Annotated in this window: 22 protein-coding genes; 17 read left to right on the top strand and 5 right to left on the bottom strand. The window is 65.0% G+C overall.

The window, feature by feature from the left end; all coding sequences use genetic code 11:
* Positions 1-170 precede the first annotated feature (170 nt).
* Positions 171-2,150: a DUF11 domain-containing protein gene (locus KI794_RS10920; protein WP_255808110.1), complete on the top strand. Its 1,980-nt coding sequence runs from the start codon at positions 171-173 to the stop codon at positions 2,148-2,150.
* 108 nt (positions 2,151-2,258) lie between these two features.
* Here KI794_RS10920 and KI794_RS10915 read toward each other — a convergent pair whose 3' ends face one another.
* Together KI794_RS10915 and KI794_RS10910 are read right to left on the bottom strand one after the other, a co-directional pair.
* Positions 2,259-4,943 carry a helix-turn-helix transcriptional regulator gene (locus KI794_RS10915; protein WP_255808109.1) on the bottom strand — a complete coding sequence of 895 codons (2,685 nt, stop codon included), beginning with the start codon at positions 4,941-4,943 and terminating at the stop codon, positions 2,259-2,261.
* Between the two features lie 107 nt (positions 4,944-5,050).
* Positions 5,051-5,692 (bottom strand): class I SAM-dependent methyltransferase, encoded by a 642-nt coding sequence (locus KI794_RS10910; protein WP_119284332.1) that lies wholly within the window; start codon positions 5,690-5,692, stop codon positions 5,051-5,053.
* Between the two features lie 91 nt (positions 5,693-5,783).
* On the opposite strand from KI794_RS10910, the gene hflX reads away from it, so the two are divergent.
* From hflX to KI794_RS10870, 8 genes are all read left to right on the top strand, one after another.
* Positions 5,784-7,388, top strand: coding sequence for a GTPase HflX (gene hflX, locus KI794_RS10905; protein WP_255808108.1), 1,605 nt, complete (start codon positions 5,784-5,786; stop codon positions 7,386-7,388).
* A gap of 163 nt (positions 7,389-7,551) precedes the next feature.
* Positions 7,552-9,870 carry a 5-methyltetrahydropteroyltriglutamate--homocysteine S-methyltransferase gene (metE, locus tag KI794_RS10900; RefSeq protein WP_119284277.1) on the top strand — a complete coding sequence of 773 codons (2,319 nt, stop codon included), beginning with the start codon at positions 7,552-7,554 and terminating at the stop codon, positions 9,868-9,870.
* Complete coding sequence (locus KI794_RS10895; protein ID WP_255808107.1) at positions 9,870-11,075, top strand: hypothetical protein; 1,206 nt, start codon at positions 9,870-9,872, stop codon at positions 11,073-11,075. Before metE ends, KI794_RS10895 begins: the two co-directional genes overlap by 1 nt.
* Positions 11,072-11,962, top strand: a complete 891-nt coding sequence (locus KI794_RS10890; RefSeq protein ID WP_119284276.1) for a methylenetetrahydrofolate reductase — start codon at positions 11,072-11,074, stop codon at positions 11,960-11,962. Before KI794_RS10895 ends, KI794_RS10890 begins: the two co-directional genes overlap by 4 nt.
* Before the next feature lie 194 nt (positions 11,963-12,156).
* Positions 12,157-12,672 carry a hypothetical protein gene (locus KI794_RS10885; RefSeq protein WP_255808106.1) on the top strand — a complete coding sequence of 172 codons (516 nt, stop codon included), beginning with the start codon at positions 12,157-12,159 and terminating at the stop codon, positions 12,670-12,672.
* Positions 12,673-12,687: 15 nt separating this feature from the next.
* Positions 12,688-13,941 carry a hypothetical protein gene (locus KI794_RS10880; RefSeq protein ID WP_255808105.1) on the top strand — a complete coding sequence of 418 codons (1,254 nt, stop codon included), beginning with the start codon at positions 12,688-12,690 and terminating at the stop codon, positions 13,939-13,941.
* Positions 13,938-14,453, top strand: a complete 516-nt coding sequence (locus KI794_RS10875; RefSeq protein ID WP_119284274.1) for a hypothetical protein — start codon at positions 13,938-13,940, stop codon at positions 14,451-14,453. Before KI794_RS10880 ends, KI794_RS10875 begins: the two co-directional genes overlap by 4 nt.
* 13 nt (positions 14,454-14,466) lie before the next feature.
* Positions 14,467-14,940, top strand: a complete 474-nt coding sequence (locus tag KI794_RS10870) for a hypothetical protein (RefSeq protein WP_255808104.1) — start codon at positions 14,467-14,469, stop codon at positions 14,938-14,940.
* Positions 14,941-15,102: 162 nt separating this feature from the next.
* Here KI794_RS10870 and lexA read toward each other — a convergent pair whose 3' ends face one another.
* Positions 15,103-15,765, bottom strand: coding sequence for a transcriptional repressor LexA (lexA, locus tag KI794_RS10865; RefSeq protein WP_119284272.1), 663 nt, complete (start codon positions 15,763-15,765; stop codon positions 15,103-15,105).
* 284 nt (positions 15,766-16,049) lie between these two features.
* On the opposite strand from lexA, the gene KI794_RS10860 reads away from it, so the two are divergent.
* From KI794_RS10860 to KI794_RS10825, 8 genes are all read left to right on the top strand, one after another.
* On the top strand, positions 16,050-16,493 hold the full coding sequence (locus KI794_RS10860) for a LysM peptidoglycan-binding domain-containing protein (protein WP_255808103.1): 444 nt from the start codon (positions 16,050-16,052) through the stop codon (positions 16,491-16,493).
* Positions 16,494-16,572: 79 nt separating this feature from the next.
* The gene (locus tag KI794_RS10855) at positions 16,573-17,658 is read left to right on the top strand and encodes a histidinol-phosphate transaminase (protein ID WP_255808102.1); all 1,086 of its coding nucleotides are present in this window, start codon (positions 16,573-16,575) and stop codon (positions 17,656-17,658) included.
* Between the two features lie 92 nt (positions 17,659-17,750).
* Entirely contained in the window at positions 17,751-18,551 is an 801-nt protein-coding gene (locus KI794_RS10850) for a DsbA family protein (RefSeq protein WP_162921279.1), read from the top strand.
* 9 nt (positions 18,552-18,560) lie between these two features.
* Entirely contained in the window at positions 18,561-19,385 is an 825-nt protein-coding gene (locus tag KI794_RS10845) for a cytochrome c biogenesis CcdA family protein (protein ID WP_255808101.1), read from the top strand.
* 10 nt (positions 19,386-19,395) lie between these two features.
* Positions 19,396-20,004: an imidazoleglycerol-phosphate dehydratase HisB gene (gene hisB, locus KI794_RS10840; RefSeq protein WP_119284267.1), complete on the top strand. Its 609-nt coding sequence runs from the start codon at positions 19,396-19,398 to the stop codon at positions 20,002-20,004.
* Entirely contained in the window at positions 20,001-20,669 is a 669-nt protein-coding gene (gene hisH, locus KI794_RS10835) for an imidazole glycerol phosphate synthase subunit HisH (protein ID WP_255808100.1), read from the top strand. Before hisB ends, hisH begins: the two co-directional genes overlap by 4 nt.
* Positions 20,669-21,418 (top strand): bifunctional 1-(5-phosphoribosyl)-5-((5-phosphoribosylamino)methylideneamino)imidazole-4-carboxamide isomerase/phosphoribosylanthranilate isomerase PriA, encoded by a 750-nt coding sequence (gene priA, locus KI794_RS10830; RefSeq protein ID WP_119284265.1) that lies wholly within the window; start codon positions 20,669-20,671, stop codon positions 21,416-21,418. Before hisH ends, priA begins: the two co-directional genes overlap by 1 nt.
* Positions 21,419-21,432: 14 nt before the next feature.
* Positions 21,433-22,317 (top strand): SseB family protein, encoded by an 885-nt coding sequence (locus KI794_RS10825; protein ID WP_119284264.1) that lies wholly within the window; start codon positions 21,433-21,435, stop codon positions 22,315-22,317.
* 64 nt (positions 22,318-22,381) lie between these two features.
* Here KI794_RS10825 and KI794_RS10820 read toward each other — a convergent pair whose 3' ends face one another.
* Together KI794_RS10820 and KI794_RS10815 are read right to left on the bottom strand one after the other, a co-directional pair.
* Positions 22,382-22,837, bottom strand: coding sequence for a MaoC family dehydratase (locus KI794_RS10820; protein WP_255808099.1), 456 nt, complete (start codon positions 22,835-22,837; stop codon positions 22,382-22,384).
* Positions 22,834-23,583 (bottom strand): SDR family oxidoreductase, encoded by a 750-nt coding sequence (locus KI794_RS10815; RefSeq protein WP_255808098.1) that lies wholly within the window; start codon positions 23,581-23,583, stop codon positions 22,834-22,836. Before KI794_RS10815 ends, KI794_RS10820 begins: the two co-directional genes overlap by 4 nt.
* Positions 23,584-23,585: the final 2 nt, after the last annotated feature.

The raw sequence follows: 23,585 nt of genomic DNA, 5'->3' as shown, positions 1-23,585 counted from the left end.
CTGAAGCGGCGGTGGCCGAGGCCCCAGCTCCAACGCCCAGTGCCGCGGATGAGTCTGGTGCTGCGGCACCGAGAACACCCGGTGCGCAGGATCAACGAACTTCGGCTGCAACTCCACCGGCCGAGCGAAGCGAGTCTTCGCCGCAGGCGCGCAATGTGAAGGACGCTGTCGTGATCTGTCACGCAACCGGTGCCGACGGCAAGTGGGTGACGAACGAGCCAGCGAAGAGCGGTGACCTCAATGGTCATGTTGGTCATCAGGATGGTCGTGACATCATCCCGCCGTTCTCGTATGAGGAAGATGGGCAGATGGTCGAGTTCCCGGGCCAGAACTGGGATGAGGCGGGTCAGGCGGTCTACAACAACGGCTGTAAATCGCCTGGCACTCCCGATACCGAGTTTCTGACTCCGACGGTCGAGCTTGCGGTCGAGCAGTGTGTTGCTGCTGATGGCGAGGTGCCTGCGGTGATGACGGCGAACCTGGGCGCGTTGACTGCGGGGGAGTCGTATCGGGTGAGCGTCTCGATGGACGGTGGCGTGCCGACGCTGTTGCCGCTTGTCGAGGCGACGGCGGCGACTGCGGTTGTCGAGATTCCGTTGTCTGGCGAGGGTGAGTACGTGGTGACGGTGTCGCGTGTCGGTGCTGAGGAGGATGAGGGGGTTGGCAGTGAATCGGTGACGGTGACGCCATGCCCCGACCCGCCCGCACCCGAGATTCGCATCGTCGTCGATCAGTGCCTCGCGGCAGGCGGAACCGTTCCCGAGCAGTTCGAGGTCTTCTTCGACGACACTCTCGCAGGAGAGAACTACTCCCTTCAGGTGAGCAAAGATGGCATCTCCTGGCCGGTTCGCACAGTATTGGGGACCGGAGATGAGGGATCTGTGCTGATCGACACTGCGGGCCCCGGCGAGTACCAGGTGACGCTGAGCTACGGAGAGACATCGGCGCAGGCCACTGTCGAGGTGGAGCCCTGCCCAGAAGCCGATTTCGACCTCGCCCTCGCGAAGAGCGCGACGACGGCTGATGGGGCGGCCGAGGTCGGCGACCTGATCAGGTACACCCTCACAGTCACCGGGAGCGGAAGCAATAGTGCCCTGAATCCGACTGTGACGGATACGCTGCCTGCTGGGCTGGTGTTCGCTGGCGGAGTATCTGCTTCCGACGGCTGGGAGGTGAGCGGTGCCGAAACGGTGACGGCGAGCTTTGCAGGCGCATTCACCGGTGAAGCAAGTATCGAGTTTGACGCGATGGTCACGGTCGCTCCCGCAAGCGGTGAGGTCGTCAACACGGCGTGTGTCTCAAGCGACGGTGCTGCGCCCGAGGTCGAACCCGGCCTCCAATTGGCTGGCGTCGGTGATGTAGGCACGTTCGAGACCGTCGGCGAGGAGGAGCCAGACGGTGACAGCACCTCCGACACCAACCCTGGAAATGACTGCGGCCAAGCTGAGACCCCGGTGCGCAGCGTCGGTGTGACTGGGGCTGCGGCCTGTGTGAACGACACACCGTGGTTTACCTACTCGGTGACACCGGCCGGGATCAGCGACCCAGGCAGCCTGCCGATCTCGATTATCTGGTGGAGCCCTGAGGCATACGCGGCACGTGACGCCTCCATTCCAGCCGCCGACCACGCTGCGATACTCGCCGACGGGGCCGCACAGGTTGACACGCTGGCGTACCCAGCAGGCTGGCAGAGCGGAGACACGCTGAGCGGCGAGGTCCTGTGGCCGGGTGCTTCTGTCGACGCGGCGGGCAACCCGACCGGCTGGCCGGGCTGGAGCCAGCGGGCGGACGGCACCTGGTTCGAAGATCCGGCGGCGCCGTTCTACAACCTCCGCGGTGAAACGGTGGTCGAGATCCGGATCAATCCGACGGCTGCCGCAACGACGGTCTATCCTCCCGCAACGCCTGACTGCAACGCGCGGCCGCCGATCACCGAGCCACCGAGCGTTGTGCCCGCGGTCCAGCCGGGCGCGAAGCCTGTTGCTCCTGGTGCGGCCCCAGCAGCGCCTGCGGCCCGACCGGTGCTGATCGCTGAGACCGGCAGTACGGGCCTGGGCACGCTCGGGGCGATCGCGATCGGACTGTTCGCGGCCGGCGCTGGCCTGTCCCTGCTGCATCGGCGGCCTGGAATGAGGAAAGGAGTGAAGTAACGTCGCGCGGCATTGGAAGGAACGCGGCCGGGACCCGGTTCACCACCGGGGCCCGGCCGCATGCTGGGTTGAGCGCCACAGTTCGCCTCTGCCTGTGCGTGGCGTGTCCTACTTGTCGGCGAGTGCCGTGTTTTCTGGAAGCACGGACGACTGTGTTGGTTCCCAGAGACCGCTGCGTTGCTCAAGGGAGATGGCGAGTCCCTCGCGGTCGTTGATTCCGAGCTTCGTGAAAATGCGCGCGAGATGCGTTTCGACGGTGCGGGTGGAGATTCGCAGGGTCGCCGCGATGAGTTTCGTCGAGTACCCGAGTACGGCGAGGCCACCTACCTCGCGTTCTCGAGGCGTGAGCGGCTCTCGCCAGCGAAGTGGCGAGAGCACTCCGTGGCGCGCTAACTGTCGCCCGGCGGCGGAATCCTGTACTGGGCCGCCGCCGCGTCGCTCGAGGATCGCCGAACACAAGGAACCCGAGAACTGTGTTCCGATCGCCTGGTGGAGGGCCTCTGCGCGTTCGCAAGCCCCGCTCGGCAGTGGGACGAGAGCCGCGCCTGCGAGGTGAATCGCGCGCAGCTCAACAAGATGGAGCGCGCGCTCCCGCGCCCACCGTGCGAGCGCGTCCGCGGCGTCTCTGGCGCCAGGATCGTTGAGCCAGAATCGTGCGGCGACCGCTGCGAGCCGGATCGGGCCCTCGACGATCCTGCTCGCGCGCAACGGCGTCTGCTCAAGCAGCGCGATTGCCTCCCAGGCGTGCTCTGCGCGGCCACTTGCCGCGAGCGCCAACGCACTTCCGGCGAGTGATACTGGGAGAAACCCTGAGCCGTCATTGCGGCTGAGCGCATCTGCCGAAGCCGCAAACTCAGCGGCGGCGTCCCCCCAGCGCCCTTGGGCGAGTGCGAGCGTGCCTGTCACAACGCCAACGAGCCCGGTCCCCTCGCGGTAGGCCGCCGTCGGGTGAGCGACCGCTCGGAGGAGTGCCCGGTGTAGCCGCTCGGCGCTCTTCACCTGGCCGTTGAGGATCTCGCTCATGAATAATGCCCCGAAGATTTCCCCGCCCGCTGTCGGGTATGTCCCTGAACGGGAGAGCGCGGCGGGTAACGCGTGACGTGCGACCGCTCGCAGCTCCCGCAGCCGGCCCGCCTGTCCCGCGATCAGGATGTCGGCTCCAGCGACGGGTATCACTTCGGGGGCTCTGGCTGGCGCGCCCGGTGCGAGCCGGAGGCCGCGTGCTGCGGCGAATTTCCCGGCGTAGGCCAAACGAATGTAGCTCCCAGCAACGACATGCAGATGCGCAGGAGAATCAGGGTCGGGGTATGCGTCGAGTAGCCCGTCAAGGATCTTGGTTGCCCCAGAAACGTCGTCGTCCCGATACAACAGGACATCTGCGCGGGCGAAGCCGAGGTCGATTCGCGACAGAAGGGTGTCGGGTGAGTCTCCCGGGGTGGGAACGAGGGAAATCATGGGGTCGCCCAATGAGTGAGGCTGGGAGGGCCTGTCTCGAGGGACCGGCGCGCGAAGGAGATCAGCCTCGTCAAGGAGCGTCGGGAGCCCAGAGAGTCTGGCGGCGGTCAACCGAGCGGTTGTCGCGACGATGCGCTGCTGTTCGCTCTGCGTTGCGTCGCTGCCGAGGATGCGCCCAATTCTCGCAGTCAGCCGGTAGCTGTTTGTCGCCCGGGCTGCCGTCAGTGCGCTCCAGAGGATCTCCGGTGACGGAATACGCCCGGCATCGAGGAGGACACTCGTGCTCCGCAGCAGCGTTTCAGCTGGAGAGAGCTCAAGGTCGCCGGGAAGCGTGTCGGCGATACGCTGCAGCAACGTGATGCGCTCGCCCGGCGGCGTTGCCTGGCGGACGGTCTCGCCAATGAGCTGGTTGCTCGTGCACACAAGCGGGGTTCCATCAGCCGCCGTATCTGACCGCAGCACGCGGTGTGCGAGGAGCTCGTCGATCGCCGCTGGCGACGCGATGTCGCCGAGCCGTGCCAGGGCCGAGAGCGGAATCGGCTCCGCGAGCGCTACGGTGAGGAGAGCGGATCGGATCTCGGGGGTGGCCCGCGAGAGCTCATTGATCAGAAAGTCGGGCAGCGACATCGTGGCCTCGTCGCCGCCCGACCAGCTGAACAAGCCATCGAAATGCATGAGCGCTCCCGAGCGCAGCAAACTGGCGACGAGCTCAGTGATGTGGAGCGGGTTGCCGAGCGTCGCGCGATGGATGCGAGTTCCAGTCTCGGCCTCGACCATGCCTGGGGACAGCAAATGGTTGATGAGCGCGGTCGATTGCGGGAGCGTGAGGGGGGTGAGCTCAACGATTGATGCCGGTTGTTCTCGGAGCAGTTGCAGAACTGGGAGCGGCAGCGCCGAGAGGTCTCGTGCCGTGATGATCACGCGGTACCCGGGGGTACCGCACAGCGCCGCGATGACCTGCAGGCTCAGATCATCCGCACTGTCTGCGTCGTCGACGAGGATGACGGTGCCGGGGTGCTGCTGAGGCCAGGCCGCAACGACCGCCGAGTAGCCCGCAGCCGCGTCGAGCGCTTCGGTTTGCTCTTGGTGCGGTAGCACTGTCCTGATGAGTGCAAACGGGATTGGCTGGATGGTGGGCGATGCGTTGAGCACCACGACTGCGGGTCGTGGCTCGGGGATCGACGCGAGCAACTGCCTGGCGAGTACGTGTTTCCCCGCCCCGGGTTCGCCTACGAGTAGCAGGAGGGCGCCCGGGCGGCTGATCGATCGCTCGGCCTCTGACAGCTCTGCACTGCGCAACGTGGCAAGTGGTGCCCCTCTGAGCGACTGTGGGGTCATGATGGCTCCCCTCAACCTGCCGGATGATGTGCCATGCATCATACGCCGCATCGGGGCGCTTTGTTAGCAATTTGCAGTGCCAGAGCCGAGCGCGTGCCTGTTTGGCCCTAGCCGCGCACTGCGCGCAGCACGTGGAATCCCTTCTTGCGTGCGGCGCGGTCGACATCGAAGTCCTCGAACGACGTCGCGATCCACTTCTGCAGCGAGTCAGCGCCGAGGTGCTTCGCGACAACGAGATAGGCAGCGCCACCGGGGATGAGGCGCGGCAGCCACTCCTTGAGGATGCTGTGCAGTACCTCCTTGCCGACACGGATCGGCGGGTTTGAACGGATCTCCGCGAACGCGAGATCAGCCGGGACTTCGTCAGGAGCCGCGACCCTGACGTTCGTCAGGCCCAAGCGCTCGGCGTTGCGGCGCGTGAGCTCGCGCGAGCGCTCGTTGACGTCGATCGCCCACACTTCGCGGTCACGGTGATCAAGTGCGGCCGCGAGTGCGATCGGACCCCACCCGCAGCCGATATCGAGAATCGGGCGGGTGTCGACGTGGGACTCCACAGGCTCGCGAACTGTGTCCAGCTCTGTGAGGTCGGGGAGGGCAGCGAGCAGCGTAGCGGTGCCCTGGTCGAGATGTTCAGGGCTGAACACCCCGCCTGCGGTGAGCACGGTTCGGGAAGCCCCCGCAAGCTCGACCTGGATCTCGCGCGGCGTGAAGTCGCCGGCCGGAGCCTCTGAGAAATAGTGCTGATTCACGCTGTCAAGTATCCCAGTCAGAACGCGCTTCACGTGCCCGAAGCGAACATCCGTGCCGCGGGGACAAGATCGACGTACACTTGGGAGTCACATGAGTGATTTCACGAACGACAAGACCACAGCACCCGTGACGGACGCAGTGCAGGGCGAGGCAGAAGGCGACCGCCTGGATGCGGCTGCCGAGGATGTCACTGACCCGCTCGAGCGGGTGCTCCGGCGTGCCGCCGGTGCGGGCGCTTCGGTGATCCGCGACCTCTCTGACGCGCAGGCGCTGGGCAGTGCCGACCACGACACGCTCGCCGACGATGACCACGGGATTCAGATGGAGCGCGAGGACCGAGCCTCGCTGACCCGTGTAGCAGGGCTCTCAACCGAGCTCGAAGACGTCACCGAAGTTGAATACAGGCAGCTCCGACTCGAGAACGTCGTGCTCATTGGCATCTACAACTCGGGCCGCGGGCATTCAGCTCAGGCCGCGCTCGAGGACGCGGAGAACTCGCTCCGTGAGCTGGCCGCGCTCGCCGAAACGGCGGGCGCAACCGTGCTCGACGGCGTCCTGCAACGCCGCGTGAACCCTGACCCGGCGACCTACTTTGGCAAGGGTAAGGCCCAGGAGCTCGCCGAACTCTTGCGCGCACTCGGCGCCGACACTGTCATCGCGGATGACGAGCTCGGCCCGAGCCAGCGGCGTGCCCTTGAAGACGTGGTGAACGCGAAGGTGATTGACCGGACGACTGTCATTCTCGATATCTTCAGCCAACACGCGAAGAGTCGTGAGGGCAAGGCGCAGGTCGAGCTGGCCCAGCTTGAATACCTGCTTCCGCGACTGCGCGGCTGGGGCGAGTCGATGTCGCGTCAGGCAGGCGGCCAGGTGGGCGCGGCAGGTGCCGGAATGGGATCGCGTGGGCCCGGTGAGACGAAGATCGAGCTCGACCGTCGCCGCATCAACACGCGGATGGCGCGGCTGCGCAAGCAGATCGCAGGCTTTGCGCCCGCTCGCGCCGCCAAGCGCGCGAACCGCAAACGCGGAGAGGTGCCGTCTGTCGCGATCGCCGGCTACACGAACGCCGGCAAGTCGAGCCTGTTGAACCGTCTCACGGGCACGCAAGAGCTCGTGCAGAACCAGCTGTTTGCGACGCTCGACACCGCTGTGCGGCACGCCGAAACGCAAGACGGCCGCGACTTCACCTACGTGGACACTGTCGGCTTTGTGAGAAACCTTCCGCACCAGCTCGTCGAGGCATTCCGCTCGACGTTCGAGGAAGTGGGGGAGTCAGACGTGATCCTGCACGTTGTCGACGCATCTCACCCAGACCCCGAGGCACAGCTCGCGACAGTCCGCGACGTTGTCGCCGAGGTCGAGGCGCAGGGCATCCCCGAGGTCGTCGCGTTCAACAAGGCTGACCTGATCGACGAGTCCCGACGCATGTTGCTACACGGTCTCGTGCCCGACGGTGTGTTCGTCTCTGCGCGCTCGGGCGAGGGCCTCGAAGAGTTAAAGGCGCGCATCGACGCGGCGATCCCGACGCCTGACCGCGAGGTGACAGTCGTCGTCCCCTACGACAGGGGAGACCTCGTCGCCGAGCTGCACGAACGCAACCGTGTGCTCGAGCTCGACTACGACGAGGCTGGGACGAGAGTGCGCGCGCTCGTCACCCCAGAGATGTTTGCCAAGCTCGACGACTACCTCGTATAGCTCAAAGTCGCGGGCACGGCACCCGTGACGTAACACTTCGTCGCACACGGTAACAGTGTGAAATTCAGGCCGGTTGGGGTCATTCCGCCGGGTACTTTTGCAGCAGACGGACCCGAACTGGCGTCCGTAAACTGCACCGCACTGTACCCGACGGAGGACCAACATGACCGCTGCACCACTTCCACAGGCGACCATTCTCGGATACCCGCGGATCGGCAGGCGCCGTGAGCTCAAGCGTGCCGTCGAGTCGTTTTGGGCTGGGCGAATCTCGGAGTCCGAGCTGCGGCAGACAGCTGCGGAACTGCGCGCGGCGACCCGCGCCCGGCTTGTGGAGCTTGGCCTCCCGGCAACTGGCGGCGCGGTCCCGGAGAGCTTCAGCTTCTACGACCAGGTGCTTGACGCGACGCTCGCCGTCGGCGCGATTCCTCAGCGCTTCGGCGCCCAGACTGGATCAGATCTCGACACCTACTTCAGGCTCGCACGTGGAGACGCCGAGCACCAGCCGCTCGAGATGACGAAGTGGTTCGACACGAACTACCACTACAGCGTGCCCGAGATCGACGCAGACACCAAGTTTGCAGCGAACCCGGCTGCGCTCGTCGAACAGTTTAAGGAGGCGCAGGCGCAGGGAATCGAGACCCGTCCCGTGCTCGTCGGCCCCGTCACCTACCTGCTGCTCGCGAAGGCGTCTGATGAGGCGGCTGAAGGGTTTGACCCCGCGGACAGGCTCGACGACCTTGTCGGTGTGTATGCAGAACTTCTTGCGGCGCTCGCCGCAGCGGGCGTCGCGTGGGTGCAGCTCGACGAGCCCGCCCTCGTCTCCGACTCGCTGCGCGTGACGCGGGAAGAAGCCCTGGGCCTTGTCGAGCACGCATACGCGACACTGGGTGGGGCTGCACAACGCCCCCGGATCCTGATCGCTGCGCCGTACGGCGATTCGGCCGCGGCGCTCACGAGGCTCGCTGCGCTCCCGGTTGAGGCTGTGCACACAGACCTCGTGCGCGGCTCGCTCCCCGCAGCTGCGCTCGCGGACGGCTCGCTCGCCAAGGCGTTCGCCGGGACGCAGCTGGTTGCCGGTGTCGTCGACGGCCGAAACATCTGGCGCACCGACCTTCGCAGCGCATTCGCGCAACTGACTCAGCTGACCGACGCAGGCATTGACACTGTCGTCGGCACCTCGAACAACCTGCAGCACGTGCCACACGACGTGCGCGACGAGACGAAGCTTGATGCTCGGCTGCAGTCGTGGCTCGCGTTTGCCGACCAAAAGGTCGAGCAGGTCGCGATCCTCGCCCGCGGGCTGTCCGATGGCGCCGAGGCGATCGAGGCCGAACTCGCGGAGGTCGACAGGGTGCTCGCGGACCGCGACGCCGCCCCGGGTGTGCGCATTGACGCGATCCGCGCGCGAGTGGCCGCGGCAGGTGACGCGGACCGCAACCGCGTCACTGAGGAAGATCGGCGTACAGCCCAGCAGGATCTCGGGATCCCGCACCTCGCGACAACCACCATCGGCTCGTTCCCGCAGACCCCCGAGATTCGCAAGGCACGCGCCTCGTTCGTGCGCGGTGAGATCGACGAAGCCGCATACGAAGGCTTCCTGCGTGACGAGATCACGAGCGTGATCCGGTTGCAGGAGGAGATCGGGCTCGACGTGCTCGTGCACGGTGAGGCTGAACGCAACGACATGGTCCAGTACTTCGCCGAGCTGCTCGACGGTTTCGCGGTCACCGAGCACGGCTGGGTGCAGTCGTACGGTAGCCGTGCGACGCGCCCGTCGATCCTGTGGGGTGACGTTTCGCGCCCGGCCCCGATGACTGTGCGCTGGTCGGAGTTCGCGCAGTCGCTCACCGACCGCCCGGTGAAGGGCATGCTCACTGGGCCCGTCACGATCCTCGCGTGGTCATTCGTGCGCGATGACCAGCCCCTGGGAGACACCGCCTCGCAGGTCGCGCTCGCGCTTCGCGACGAGATCGATGACCTCGTCGAGGCAGGAATCAACATTGTGCAGGTCGACGAGCCAGCGCTGCGGGAGCTGCTGCCGCTGGACCGCGACAGGCAGGCCGCCTACCTCGACTGGTCAGTCGGTGCGTTCAGGCTCGCGACGGGCGGGGCTCAGGCCGGCGTGCAGATCCACACGCACCTCTGTTACTCCGAGTTCGGCGAGATCATCGACGCTGTCGACGGCCTCGACGCTGACGTCACGTCGATTGAGGCTGCCCGCAGCCGCATGGACGTCGTCCAGCCGCTTGGTGACCACGGCTACTCGCGCGGCATCGGCCCCGGCGTCTACGACATTCACTCGCCTCGTGTACCGGGAGTCGAAGAGCAGACGGAGCTCATCAGGATCGCAGCTGAGCGCATCCCCGGCGAGCAGCTCTGGGTGAACCCCGACTGCGGCCTGAAGACGCGCGGCTATGACGAGACCGTCGCAAGCCTCACGAACCTCGTGTTGGCCGCGAAGGCCGTTCGCGCGGAGGCGTAGTGGCCGCCCCAGCGGCTGCCACCGCCTTTGGCGCGGCCGGGGTGCCTGCGTGGCCTGCGGAGGGGCTGCCGACCGAACAGGTCGGCTCCCTCCCGCGCCCCACGCGCCTCCAGCGCGCGGTGCTCGACGCCGAGATCGGTGTGGCGTCCGGCGAAGAACTCGCAGCTGAGCAGGATCTTGCCGTGCGGGAGACGCTCGCACGCCTCGCAGAGACAGGGTCGCCGATCGTCAGTGACGGTGAACAGCGACGCGAGAGCTTCGCGAGCTACCCGCTCGCCGGAGCTGATGTCGAAGCGGGGCCGGTGTTCGCAGTGTTCGCCGACGGGCATCACCGCGTCGTGCCGAGGCTCGCGTCCGCGCCGTTCCGGTTCCAGAGCTGGGCGGCCGACGACGTTGCGGCGGCCCGCGCCCACACCGATCTTCCGTTGAAGCAGGCGGTGATCTCACCGTCGATGCTCTCGCTCACGATTCCCGACGAGGGGCTCGGTGACTACTCGCGCGAAGCCTTCCTCGACGACGTTGTTGCTGGCTGCGCCGAGGACATCAGGCGCTGTTTCGCGGAGGGAGCGAGCCGCGTCTCGATTGACTTTACCGAGGGCCGGCTGGCGCTGCGCCGCGACGTTCGCGCCCCCTGGGCCGGGCCGCAGGCGCTCGCCGGGTTTATCGAGCTACTCAACCGGGTGCTTGACGAACTCGGCGACGCCGAGCGGAGCGCGGTCGGGGTGCACACGTGCCCCGGCAACGACAACGACTCGGCACATAGTGCCGACGTCGACTACGCAGAGCTGCTGCCCGAACTGTTTCAGATCGAGGCGGGCTACTTTCTGGTGCAGGCGGCAGGCGAGAAGGATCCGGATCGCGTCGCCCGGCTTGTCGGCAGGGAGATCGGCGCGTTGCGCGCGGCCGGGCGCCCCGCCCCGCGTGTACTGCTTGGCGTCACCAACCCGACGAACCCGAAGCTTGAGACAGCTGAACAGGTGCGCGATCAGCTCGTTCGTGCGGCCCGATTCGTGCCTCCCGAGCTCCTGGGCTCGACCGACGACTGTGGGTTCTCGCCGTACCTCATCGACGAGAAGCCCCGCCACGGCTCACCTGACTACGCGCGGGACGTGGCGTTCGCGAAGATCGCAGCACGCGTCCGCGGCACCGAGCTCGCGGCGGCGGAACTTGCCGGCCCGGCGCAGGTCATTGGGGGTGCACGGTGAACGCGACCCTGCTCACGGGGAGTGCGCCGACCCGCGCGCGGTTCTCGTTCGAAGTGTTCCCCGCACGGTCGGGCGCTGCTGCGCTCGCGCTTGGCAACTCGGTGCAGCACCTGTCAGCGGTCGGACCCGACTTCATCTCAGTCACGTACGGCGCGAATGGGTCACACCGCGACGCGTCACTCGACCTGCTCGCCTATCTCCGGGAGCACACGGACGCGCTGCCGCTCGCGCACCTGACGACAGTGAGAGAGTCTCGTGAGACCATCCGTGAGACTATCCACCGCATTATGGACGCAGGGATACACGACTTTCTCGCCCTGCGTGGAGACCCGCCGCGCGGACTCGATGAGTCGAGCCCCGAGGTAGCCGGATCGCTGAGCGCGCTGGAGCTCACCGAGCTCATCGCTGAGGCACGGGCTGAGCGCCCGGCGTTCACGAGCGTCGGCCGCACCGCGGTCGCGGCGTACCCGAACGGCCACCCGCTCTCTCGGGGCCAGGCGGCTGACATTGACTGGCTGCTCGCGAAGGAGGCTGCAGGCGCCCAGTTCGCGATCACGCAGCTGTTCTTTCACGCCGACGAGTACTTGAGCTTCGCTGACGCGGCACGTGACGCGGGGCTGCAGATGCCACTGCTTCCTGGGCTCATGCCGGTCTCGACAAGCGGTCAGCTGCGCAAGGTGGCATCACTCGCGGGACGGCCCGCGCCCACTAGCCTCGAACGCGCGATGGAGGAAGCCGGGGGATACGCCCCTGAACTCGGTGTCGAGCATACGATCAACCTTGCCCGCGAGCTGCTCGCCGGCGGCGCCCCGTCGATTCACCTGTACACCTTCAACAGGCACGAGCAGGTGCTCGCTGTGCTCAGCGAGCTCGACCTGCTCTCATAGCCTGCCGGCTGTGCCCGCACGTGCGCGGAGAATGCCAATCAAGCCTTGAATTCATGGAGTACATAACATCTCGGCAATTGGAATACGTTCGTCGCTTGATTCGGTGGTGGGTGGTGAGGTAGATTGTTGACCGTTGGGGGGCCTGCAAGTTGCAGGCCCCCTTTTTTTGTGAGGCGTGTCGGAAGGAGTGTGGCTTGGCTATCCAATTTGACGACGGCGTCGCAGACGCACTCGCCCAAGCGCTCGAGGCAGCCGACGACACACTCCGTGGCATCGGCTACATTCGCTCCAACGCAGTCACTGCCGCCGTCACCGATTTCAAGGGTGGCTACTCGCGACTATTCGTCACTGCGGCCCAGACCGAGAGTCAGGAGCGGGGACGCCTGGCAGGGCTGTTGAATGATGCGCGACTGCAGGTGCAAGATGCGAAGGCCGCGGCCACAAAAGAACGCGAACGCCAAGCCGCCCACGACGCTTGGAAACTGCGTGAGGACGCGAGGCGCGAAGAGGAGTACGTTGCGTCGGTACAGGGGCTTCCAGCGCCCGCTGGTTTCCCGGAACCGGAACCAGACTCGATACCCGTAGCCTCCCCGCACATCACCGCGTCGTTCAGTCCCAGCGCACGCACCAGACACGTCACCAACGGTGGGGCGAAAGGGACAAGTTCAGCAGATCCGGAACGGCTACGGCACTTTGTCACCACCTCATAGGGACTCACCCGCCAAATGGAAACAGCTCATACCGCTGTGCAGTCCGCCACCGCATCGTTCCAGGGCTCGTGTTCTTGGACGTCGATCGCTATCGCCCCCATGCTGAACGGGTTCTCGAAACTGATCGACGAGAACCGACGCGATGAGGTCTGGATAGCAGCTGTCGCTGACGCGTTCGAAAAAACGGGGGCCTGGGCCCTCAGCGACTTCCGGATCACTTTGGCTGTCGCAGCCGACGACCCAGACACGCTCCGACGGCTTCTCCTCGGAGGAACGCTCTCGGTCAAGCAGGTCGCTTCGGTCTGGGAACTCCTCACCGCGACCCCAGGGTTTGATGCAGAAAAGATCCTGAAGAAGTACGCGCACGTACTCGGAGCTCTCGATGGGATGCCCGCCCTCGCACGCGTCACCGCGAACAAGTACAACGCGGAACAGATCCTGAAGACCGTCGAAGCAGAGCTCGCTGCGTTGAAGCCTGGCGACAAGAACGCGCCCTACCTGCAAAAGCAGATCGACTACCTAACACAGGTAGTGAGCGGGGAAGTCCAGCTGTACCTCTACGACCACGCGGCCTCTCGCATCGTAGAGATGCTCGGCACCCCCGGCCCAGACACCATCCGAGCAATCACCTACGTGCCAGGCACCTTCACCAGCCTCAACTCGTTCTACAACGGATCTGTTCAAGAAATCGCCAAGTTCCTGACAGGCAAGGACGGACTTTCGGGAAGTGTCGCGTTCGTGTACAAGGACGGCCTATTCCCCGGAGAAAACGGGCAGACCGGGAATGCGAACATGCTTCGAATCACCGAAGCAAACGACCTCGAATTCGGTCGGTTGGCAGGTGAGCAGCTCGCGCGCTTCCAGGCCGGAATGAGGGCAGACCCGTACCTGTCTGGGGTGAAACAGATGGGGGCCGGCCACAGTTGGGGACTCGCGAACCTCACGAGTTCTGAGGTCGCGGGTGCCCGCTACAACACCGTGATCTCGCTCGCAGGAGCCTGGATGCTCCCTGATTGGGAACCCACGGCTACAACCGGATACCTTGACGTTTCCTACGAAGACATTTTGACGCGTGCGCAGCGAGAAGGCTACGTCGGTGAGGGAAGATATCCACGAAGGGACCCCGCGTTCACGAGCCTGGTGTACCCAGGCTACGGCGAATTCGACCCCAGCCTGGGTGAACTCATGGACAACCACAACCTCATCGCCACTGCCAAAGATGATAACCAAGACGTGCTTGATACGTTGAAGGAGGCCCTCGAACGATGAACATGAAACGTGTATTTGGTTTGATGCTCGTTGCGGGGGTACTGAGCCTGACCGGGTGCTCATCGCTCACGGCGGCCTCACAGAAGGAGCCAAAAGTGGACACAAAACTGACGTGGCAGGAAGCAAAAGCGGCTACCCAGGAAATGGAACGTGAAATCGCTGAACTGATACCCAAAGACGTCATCGTCAACGTCTACCAAGTAGACACAGGGACGCTCATGTCTTGCGGAGACGGGGCGGACAGCTGGTTCGGCGGCATGACCGTCACCGTTGCTAAGGGCACCGACATCGAAGCGATCGTTCGCGACATCGAAACCCATTATGAAAGTACGGAGTACGCTACGAGTAACCGGTTGAGCCTCAATGGGCACTACAAAATAGCGGTGAAAGACCCGGAAACCACGATACGCATCATCGTTGGGGAAGGCCTTGAGCCGACCCATATTGACATTGATTCAGCGTCTGAGTGCTTCGTGCTCCCCGAAGGCGTCTACCGCGGCGGCGACTTCTAAGCATCTAACGCCAATGAAACCGCAAAGCGTCATCGGTCTCCTCGTCGGGTTGCTCGCCCTCGCAGGGTGTGCGCAACCCGCGGAGCGTCCGTCTTTTGCGGAGGTGAAGGCCGCGACTCAATCAATGGAGCGTGAGCTCGCAGGCGCGACGCCTGAAGGTGTCTTTGTGAAGTTTGCGCAGGCCGGAACGGGTGAGTTATCTGTATGTCAGAGGAGCTGGTATCGGTGGCATGGTGACGCAGTGATCACCGTCGCTGCAGGCACTGATACCGACGCAATCATCCAGGACTTTGAAGACCACTTCACAAAGGCCGGCTACGAAACGCATTCAGATCCTGACGTGTTCCGGCAACACAGGTTAGGGATCACCGATCCAGAAACAGGCACAACAGTTCGTGTCGCTACAGGGTTTGCTCCGGACCAGATCCGGTTGTCGTCGGCTTCTGAATGCTTCTTCAGCCCTGGCGGTGAGGCCCCCGAACTCTAGCGGTTACACCGAGCAGCGGCAGGATTGCGTGCTGTGGTGCGTGAAGGTTGGGGTGCTCGAGACCATCGGGATCGGAGCGGTCCGAGACTGGGCAGGGTCACTGCGGGTGGCCTCGTCGACCCGAAAGCTACATCGTCGACGCGATCACCTTGGGCGTGCGAGTTAGACGGAGCGGAAGACCGCGACGACCTTCCCGAGTACCTCGGCATGGTCGCCAAGAATCGGCTCGAAAGCGCTATTTCGGGGCAGTAGCCATGTGTGGCCGTCGCGCCGCCTGAATACCTTCACGGTTGCTTCGCCATCGAGCATGGCGGCGACGATGTCTCCGTTGTCGGCCTCGCGCTGCTGGCGAACGACGACGAAGTCGCCGTCGCAGATCGCAGCGTCAATCATCGAGTCTCCGACAACCTTCAGCATGAATAGCTGGCCGTCGCCCACGAGCTGGCGGGGGAGCGGTACGACCTCCTCGACCTGCTGGTCGGCGGTGATCGGAACGCCTGCGGCGATCTGACCCACCAGCGGAACGTATGCGGTCTCCTGGGTCTCCGTGGCCGGCGCGTCTGCGATGGCGCTGCTCGTGACCGCGAGCTCGACGAGGATCTCGAGCGCGCGTGGGCGGTTAGGGTCGCGCCGGATGTAGCCCCCGAGCTCGAGGCGGCTGAGCTGGTGTGTGACGCTCGACAGTGACGAGAGTCCGACGGCGTCGCCGATCTCGCGCATGCTCGGCGGGTAGCCCCGTGACTCAACGGAGCGCGCGATGAACTCGAGGATCGCCTGCTGCTTTTCGGTCAACGGCTTTTGTGGGGGTGAGGCCAGATCGCTCATGGCTCGTCCTCTCGAGTCTGGGATCGCGGCCGATTGGCCGCTGGAGTCGGGCTGCTATTCACGGAGAAACGGTGAATGTCGGTGGTCACTGGTTAGGTGAGGGCACTGTTCGAACCCTAGCTCGGATGTTCGAGGCGAGGCAAACATTTGTTCGAGTGTCGCGCGGATTCGCGTCAAACTTCTTCGAATTCTTGCCTTGCGAAATCGTTCATTCGAAGATATATTCGAAATAGATGTTCGACCGAACGGTATTTGTTCGAACACTCTCAAGAGAGGAACCCCTCATGACTGCTACAGCAACTGTCACCGCAATGGGCCCCCGCATCGATGCAGACCGGGCCGGCGTGCGCGCTGTCTTTTCCCCGACCGCAGCCGCGCCCAAGACCCGGCTCAAGCTGACTCGCCGCGGGCGCGTGGTCTTTGGGGGTCTTGCCACCATTCTTATTGCTGGGGCGCTTGGCGTCGCGGCGTCGTTCGCGGCCCCGGGCGCGGTCGCCAACGGCGCGGCAAGCTCGCAGGAGTTTCCATACGTTGTGGCGCAGTCCGGCGACTCGCTGTGGAGTATTGCTTCCGCGCTGGAGCCGACCGCAGACCCCCGCGACGTGGTGGCAGAAATTCAGCGTCTGAATCAGATGCAGGCAGCAGACCTGCAAGCCGGCGATGCGATTGCTGTTCCTCTGCGCTTCGCGGGCGACGAGGCGACCTTCCCGGCGTCCGACCTCTCGTAGCTGGCAGTTGCCCGGCGCAGTTGGTGCTCTTTCTTTCGTGGCCGAGGAATCGTCGGTGGCCGCTGAGTAGACTAAAGAGGTGGCTGAATTGAGCGATCTCCCTCTCCGTGACAATCTCGTCGGTAAGACCCCGTACGGTGCACCGCAGGCTGCGGTCCCTGTGAGTCTCAACGTGAACGAGAATACGCACCCGCTTCCCGAGGCCTTCATCGCGGAAGCGACGGAGGCGCTTGCTGCCGCGCTGCGCAACGTCAACCGCTACCCAGACCGCGAGTTCATCGGGCTGCGCGAGGCACTCGCCGACTACCTCGGCCACCGCCTCACCCCCGAACAGGTGTGGGCGGCGAACGGCTCGAACGAAGTGCTCCAGCAGATCCTGCAGGCGTTCGGTGGTCCCGGTCGCACACTGATGAGCTTCACTCCCACCTACTCGATGTACCCGTTGCTTGCCGACGGTACCGACACCGGGTGGATCGGAGTTCCCCGCAATGCTGACTACACCGTGACCCCCGAGCTCGTTGTCTCGGCGATTGCCGAGCACAAACCCGACATCGTCGTGCTCTGCGCTCCAAACAACCCCACAGGCACCCCGATGGCGCTTGAGACGATCCTCTCGGCATACGACGCGTTCAATGGCATCCTCATCGTCGACGAGGCCTACAAGGAGTTCGACACCGAGAACGAGACCGCAATCTCGCTGCTCGAAGGCCGCCACCGTCTGATTGTCAGCAGGACGATGAGCAAGGCCTTCGCCTTCGCGGGGGTCCGACTTGGCTATCTTGCTGCAGACAGCGCCATCGTTGACGCGCTCCGCCTTGTTCGGCTCCCGTACCACCTCTCCGGCCTGACACAGGCCGCTGCGACTACTGCTGTGAAGCACGCCGACGCGATGCTCGCCACCGTCGACGAAATTCGCGCCCAGCGAGACCGGCTGGCAGGTGCGCTCACCGGCCTCGGATACGTTGTCCACGAGTCGGGCTCGAACTTCTTGCTCGTCGGTGGATTCGCCGATCCAAGCGAGGTATTTGAACGCCTTCGCGCCCAAGGCATTCTCGTTCGCGACCTCGGGATAGCCGGCCACGTCCGCATCACTGCTGGTACAGCTGAAGAAACGTCCGCTGTTATCGCGGCGATCACAGAGTTTGGCCCGGCAGGCGCTGTCTAGGTGATCCAGGCTGGCAGCGAATGCGGTCGGATGCTGCGGGCACCAAAGGTTTAACGGCAAAACTATCGGGAAAGCCAGTTAGGCTCGGTTGCATGCCTCAGCCCATCGAGTCGCTCGACCGCCCTTCCCTTGAACGCCGCTACCGTCGCATGCGCTTGGCGACAGTCATCCTCGCTGCCGTCGCATTGCTGCTTGTTGCAGCCCTCGGTGCTCAGGGGCTGCAAGGAACGACCGGGGGCTCCGGGGCGAGCGGCTCAACCACCGGTCAAGGTGCTGGGGCAGAGGGCGCCGGAAACGACGGAGAGCAGACGGCCGATACCTGCCCGGTTGTCGATCGCCTCGATCCCAACGACCCGAGAGCGCTCGGCGACATCGATGCGCCGGTCGTGTTGCACGAGTGGACAGACTTCCGCTGCCCGTATTGCGGCTCCTTCTCGCGAGACACGCTGCCCGTGCTGATCGAAGAGTACGTCGAGACCGGCAAGGTCCGGCTCGAGATCCACGACGCGGCGCTCGTCGGCGGCGAGAACTCGATCCTCATCGCGGCCGCCTCGCGCGCGGCGGGGGAGCAGGGCAAGTATTTTGAGTTCTACGATGCCGTCTACCACGCGCCCGAGAGCGCGCATGACGCCAACGGTGAGCTCACAGTCGACACGCTTGTCTCGTTCGCGAAGGATGTCGGCGTGAAAGACATCCCAGCGTTCACTGCTGACGTCGAGAGTGGAAAGTTCGAAGATGCCGTGCGCAAGGACACCGCGGAAGCGCAGTCGATCGGTGTGACCGGGGTGCCGTTCTTCGCGACCACTGGCTGCGGCCAGGTCATGTCTGGCGCGCAGCCGGTAGAGACGTTCCGGGCACAGCTTGACGCTGCCATCGAAGCCGCCAAGAAGTAACGGCTCCGCATGGATCTGAGCCTGCTCGGCGCGTTACTTGGCGGAACTCTCGCGCTTCTCAGCCCCTGCTCGGTGATGGTGCTGCCGGCGTTCTTCGCCTACGCGTTCCACAGTCCGCGAGAACTGTTCTCACGTACAGGCGGCTTCTTTCTCGGGCTCGCGACTGCGCTCGTGCCACTCGGTCTGCTGGCGGGCACCCTCGGCGCGTGGGTGGTCGCGCACCGGAACGGCATCATGACCTGGGTGCTCGTGCTCGTGATCGTGTTGGGGGCGGTGATGCTGCTTGGAGTTCCGCTTCCGGCCCTCACCCGTCAGCAGAGTGCGAAGGGGACTTCGGTCGCATCGGTGTACGCGCTTGGCGCGGTGTACGGTCTTGCCGGCGGATGCGCCGGGCCGATCTTCGGCGCGGTTCTCGCGATGGCAGCGTTCGGCGGCAATGCGCTCATGGGCGGGTTCACGATGCTGCTCTACGCCGCCGGAATGACAGTTCCACTGCTGCTGCTCGCGCTCGTGTGGACGCGAATCCCTGGTGTGCGCGCACTCATGCGACCGCGTGAACTCGTGATCGGACGTTGGCGGAACGCCTGGTCGAACATCATCGGCGGACTCCTGACGATCGCTGTCGGTGTATTCATGCTTGTTACCGACGGCGCGCAGAAGTTCACGGGGGTACTCGACGCGAGCACGCAGGCGGGTCTCGAGGCCGACGTCATGCGAGCAACCTCGGGGGTCTCGAACCTGCTCGTGCTCGCGATCGGGGCGGGGCTCGCGCTTGCCGTTTGGGCCGCGATGCGTTGGCGCGCGAGGCAGCGAGCAACCGACGCCGCGCGGTAGGATCGAGAACATGACCGCAGCTGCACGCATCGCGACGCTTGAACGCGCCACCAGTGAGTCCGCTATTCGACTAAGCCTGAACCTTGACGGTACCGGCGAAGCCGACATCGAGACTGGGGTGCCGTTCTTCGATCACATGCTCACGGCATTCGCGCGGCACTCGCTCACCGACCTCACGGTGCGGGCCGAGGGCGACGTCCATATCGATGTGCACCACACCGTCGAGGACACCGGCATCCTGCTCGGGCAGGCGATCCTCGAGGCGCTCGGTGACAAGAGCGGCATCTCTCGCTACGGCGACGCATTTGTGCCGCTCGATGAAGCGCTCGCGCAGGCCGTCGTCGACATCTCGGGCCGGCCATACCTTGTCCACTCCGGCGAGCCCGCTGGCTTCGAGTTTCACCTTATCGGCGGCCACTTCACCGGCTCAATGGTGCGCCACTTCTTCGAGGCGATCACACTGAACGCCCGACTGTCTGTGCACCTCCGACTCATCGAGGGTCGTGACCCACACCACATCGCTGAGGCTGAATTTAAGGCGTTCGCGCGTGCGTTCCGCACCGCGAAGGCGAAGGATCCGCTTGTGACCGGCATTCCGTCCACAAAGGGCGCCCTGTGAGCGCAGGCGGTGCACCGCGCGTAGCCGTACTCGATTACGGGTCGGGCAACGTGCACTCCGCGGTGAAAGCGTTGATTCGTGCTGGCGCCGACGTCGAGCTCACGGCCGACCCGCAGACGGTCATGGAAGTTGACGGGCTTTTCGTGCCCGGCGTCGGTGCGTTCGATGCAGTGATGGCGCAGCTGCGCGCGATCCAGGGTCACGAGCTTATCGGTCGGCGGCTCGCAGGCGGTCGGCCGGTGCTCGGCGTCTGCGTCGGACTGCAGGTGATGTTCGAGCGCGGAATCGAGCGTGGCGTCGAGACAGAGGGGCTCGGCGAGTGGCCGGGGACCGTCCGTCAGCTCGAAGCTCAGACGCTGCCGCACATGGGCTGGAATACCGTTTCGGTGCCCAAGGACTCAGTACTACTGCGTGGCCTCGGAGACGAACGCTTCTACTTCGTGCATTCGAATGCGGCGACCGACTGGACACTTGAGGGCCGCTCTGCAGCGACAGCTCCGAAAGTGACGTGGTCTGAGTACGGCGAGCCATTCATCGCGGCGGTCGAGAACGGCCCACTGAGCGCCACACAGTTTCACCCAGAGAAGTCCGGCGAGGCCGGGATCCAGCTGCTGCGCAACTGGATCAATTCTCTGGCCCCCACCCGCACCACCAAGGAGAACTGATGACCGAGCTCGCGACGAGCCCGAAGCTGCAACTACTGCCCGCGATCGACATGGTCGATGGCAAGGCCGTGCGGCTCACGCAGGGCGCGGCAGGAACCGAGACGAACTACGGCAGCCCGGTCGACGCGGCGATGGACTGGATCGAACAGGGCGCCGAATGGATCCACCTTGTCGACCTCGACGCGGCCTTCGGGCGCGGCACCAACGTCGGTGTGGCCCGCAAGATTATCGCCCGTGCGGGAAGCCGAGTGAAGATTGAGTTCTCTGGTGGTATCCGCGACGACAAGAGCCTTGAGGCGGCGCTCGAGATGGGCGCAGCGCGCGTCAACCTCGGCACGGCAGCGCTTGAGAACCCTGAGTGGACTCGCGCGGTGATCGCGCACTATGGAGAGCAGATTGCGGTTGGACTTGACGTGCGTGGAGAGACTCTTGCGACGCGCGGCTGGACTGAGGACGGCGGCAATCTGTGGGACGTGCTTGAGCGTCTCGAGGATGCTGAGTGCCCGCGGTACGTCGTCACTGATGTGACGAAGGACGGCATGATGGCCGGCCCAAACGTTGAGCTACTTAAGAAGGTCTGTTCGCGCACAGACCGCCCGGTGGTCGCGTCAGGCGGAATCTCCACCCTTGACGACATCGCGACGCTTCGCGAGGCCGTGCCTCACGGGGTTGAGGGCGCCATTATCGGCAAGGCGCTCTACGATGGCGCGTTCACGCTGCCGGCAGCCCTCGACGTCGCCGGCAGGTAGCGGCGGGCCTCAGCATGGCGATCAAGAAGCTTCCGTCGACGGGTGACACCCCGCGGTCGACCGGGGTTCCCGAGAGCCTCGTTGCTGGCGGCGCTGCCGACTCGGCGGGGTTTCCGTGGGCTGGCCGAACGTTCGACCATCACGAAACAGCCTTCGCCGACGACGACGGTGCCACGCCCCCGGCGCTAGCGGCGGCTGTCGCGGCGATGCGCGCGGCAGGGGAGCGCTACCGCGTTGACGGTGCCGCGCCTGCGGTCATCGAGGAGCTTGCCGCGCTGCGACAGGCCGTGCTCATCGAGCTCTCGAAGAGCCGGGTGCTCGTGCCGTTGCTCGCGGAGGCTGGCGAGCTCGGGGAGACCCCCGACGGCAGGATTGTGGAGAAGACGCAGGAGCTCTCGATCGTGACTGTGGCGAGCCCTGACGGCAGGCGGGTGATGCCAGTATTCTCCTCCGTCGAGGCGATGCAGCGCTGGAATCCCGGCTCCAGGCCGATCCCGGTCCCGGGACCGCAGGCGGCGATCGCCGCGGCTCAAGAGGGAACCGACCTCATCATTGTCGATCCAGGATCGCTTGACGTACAGTTTGGGGTTCGGCGACCTGAGCTTGAGTCGATGGCGCTCGGCACGCCGCAGCTCCCCGCATGGGCAGACCCCGCCGTGCGCCAGGCGTTTCTCGAAGGTGCAGCAGGCGAGCCATCGCTACGCGCGCTCGCACTCCTCCCAGGCGACCCTGTGGGTGACCTCACCGCGCCCGAGACCGAAGTGCACCTCCTGCTTGACGATGGACTCGACCGAGACGGCCTCACTGCGCTGCTCGGGGCGCTGCAGGAACGCTGGGCAAGGATTGAACTCATCGCCGAGCGCGTCGATTCGATGCGCTTCGTTCCGAGGGCTTCCTGACGGAGGCCACGCGAGAACGGGCGGGTGGATGCCTGCTCGTCACCCGCCCGCTCTCGTGGTGGCGTTAGCCGGCGACGTAGAGCGCGATTGTTTCCGCGACGAGCGCGGGCGTATCCTCGCCATCGATCTCAACCGTTGTCTTCGACCCGACCCGCCAGCCCTGCTTGCTCTCCTCTGCCGAGACAATCTCGACCCGTGCTCGCACCCGCGACCCAGCTTTTACTGGCTGCAGGAAGCGAACGCGATCTAGGCCGTAGTTCACCGCCATTGCGACGTTGCCGATATCGATTAGGCCGCCACTCAGGTGAGGGATCAGTGACAGGGTGAGGTAGCCGTGCGCAATCGTTGAGCCGAAAGGGCCGGCGGCTGCGCGTTCGACATCGAGGTGGATCCACTGGTGGTCGCCAGTGGCATCGGCAAACGCCTGAATCCGATCCTGATCGACGAGCAGCCAGTCGCTCACTGCTGACTGCCCGATCGCGTCGGGTAGTGCCGCGGGATTCGACACCGAGATAGTCATGCCTTCGGCCCTCCGGCCACGTACAGCACCTGGCCCGAGACGAAGCTGGCCTCTTCTGAGCAGAAGAAGGCTGCCGCGTTCGCAATGTCTTCAGGTTTGCCTGCGCGTGCGACGGGAATCTCGGAGACCATGTGGCCGACGAAGTCGTCGAACTGCACGCCCATCCGATCCGCCGTGGCCCGCGTCATGTCCGAGACAATGAAGCCCGGCGCGATCGAGTTCGCCGTGACGCCGTATCGGCCAAGCTCGATTGCGAGCGTCTTCGTGAAGCCTTGCATTCCTGCCTTCGCGGCCGAGTAATTCGCCTGGCCGCGGTTACCGAGCGCCGAAGTGCTCGACAGGTTCACGATGCGACCCCACCCCGCCTCGACCTGGTGCTTTTGCACCGCGCGGCTCATGAGGAAGGCGCCACGCAGGTGCACGCCGAGCACCGCGTCCCAGTCATCTTCGGTCATCTTGAAGAGCATGTTGTCGCGGATGATGCCCGCGTTGTTGATGAGGATCGTCGGCGCGCCGAGCTCCTCGGTGACCCGCGCGACGGCTGCATCGACCGCGGCACTGTCTGCGACGTTTGCACCCACGGCGATAGCCCGCCCGCCTGCGTCTGTGATGGCTGTCACTGTGTCGGCGCACGACGACTCGTCGAGATCGAGCACGGCGACGGCGTGGCCATCCTTGGCGAGCCGAAGCGCGGTAGCCGCGCCGATACCCCGCGCCGCTCCTGTCACGATGGCAATGCGATTCATGT

It is taken from the genome of Leucobacter aridicollis (assembly GCF_024399335.1).
GTDB lineage: Bacteria > Actinomycetota > Actinomycetes > Actinomycetales > Microbacteriaceae > Leucobacter > Leucobacter aridicollis_A.
Note: the sequence above shows the minus strand (reverse complement) of the source record. Positions and strands in the feature narration are given on the sequence as shown.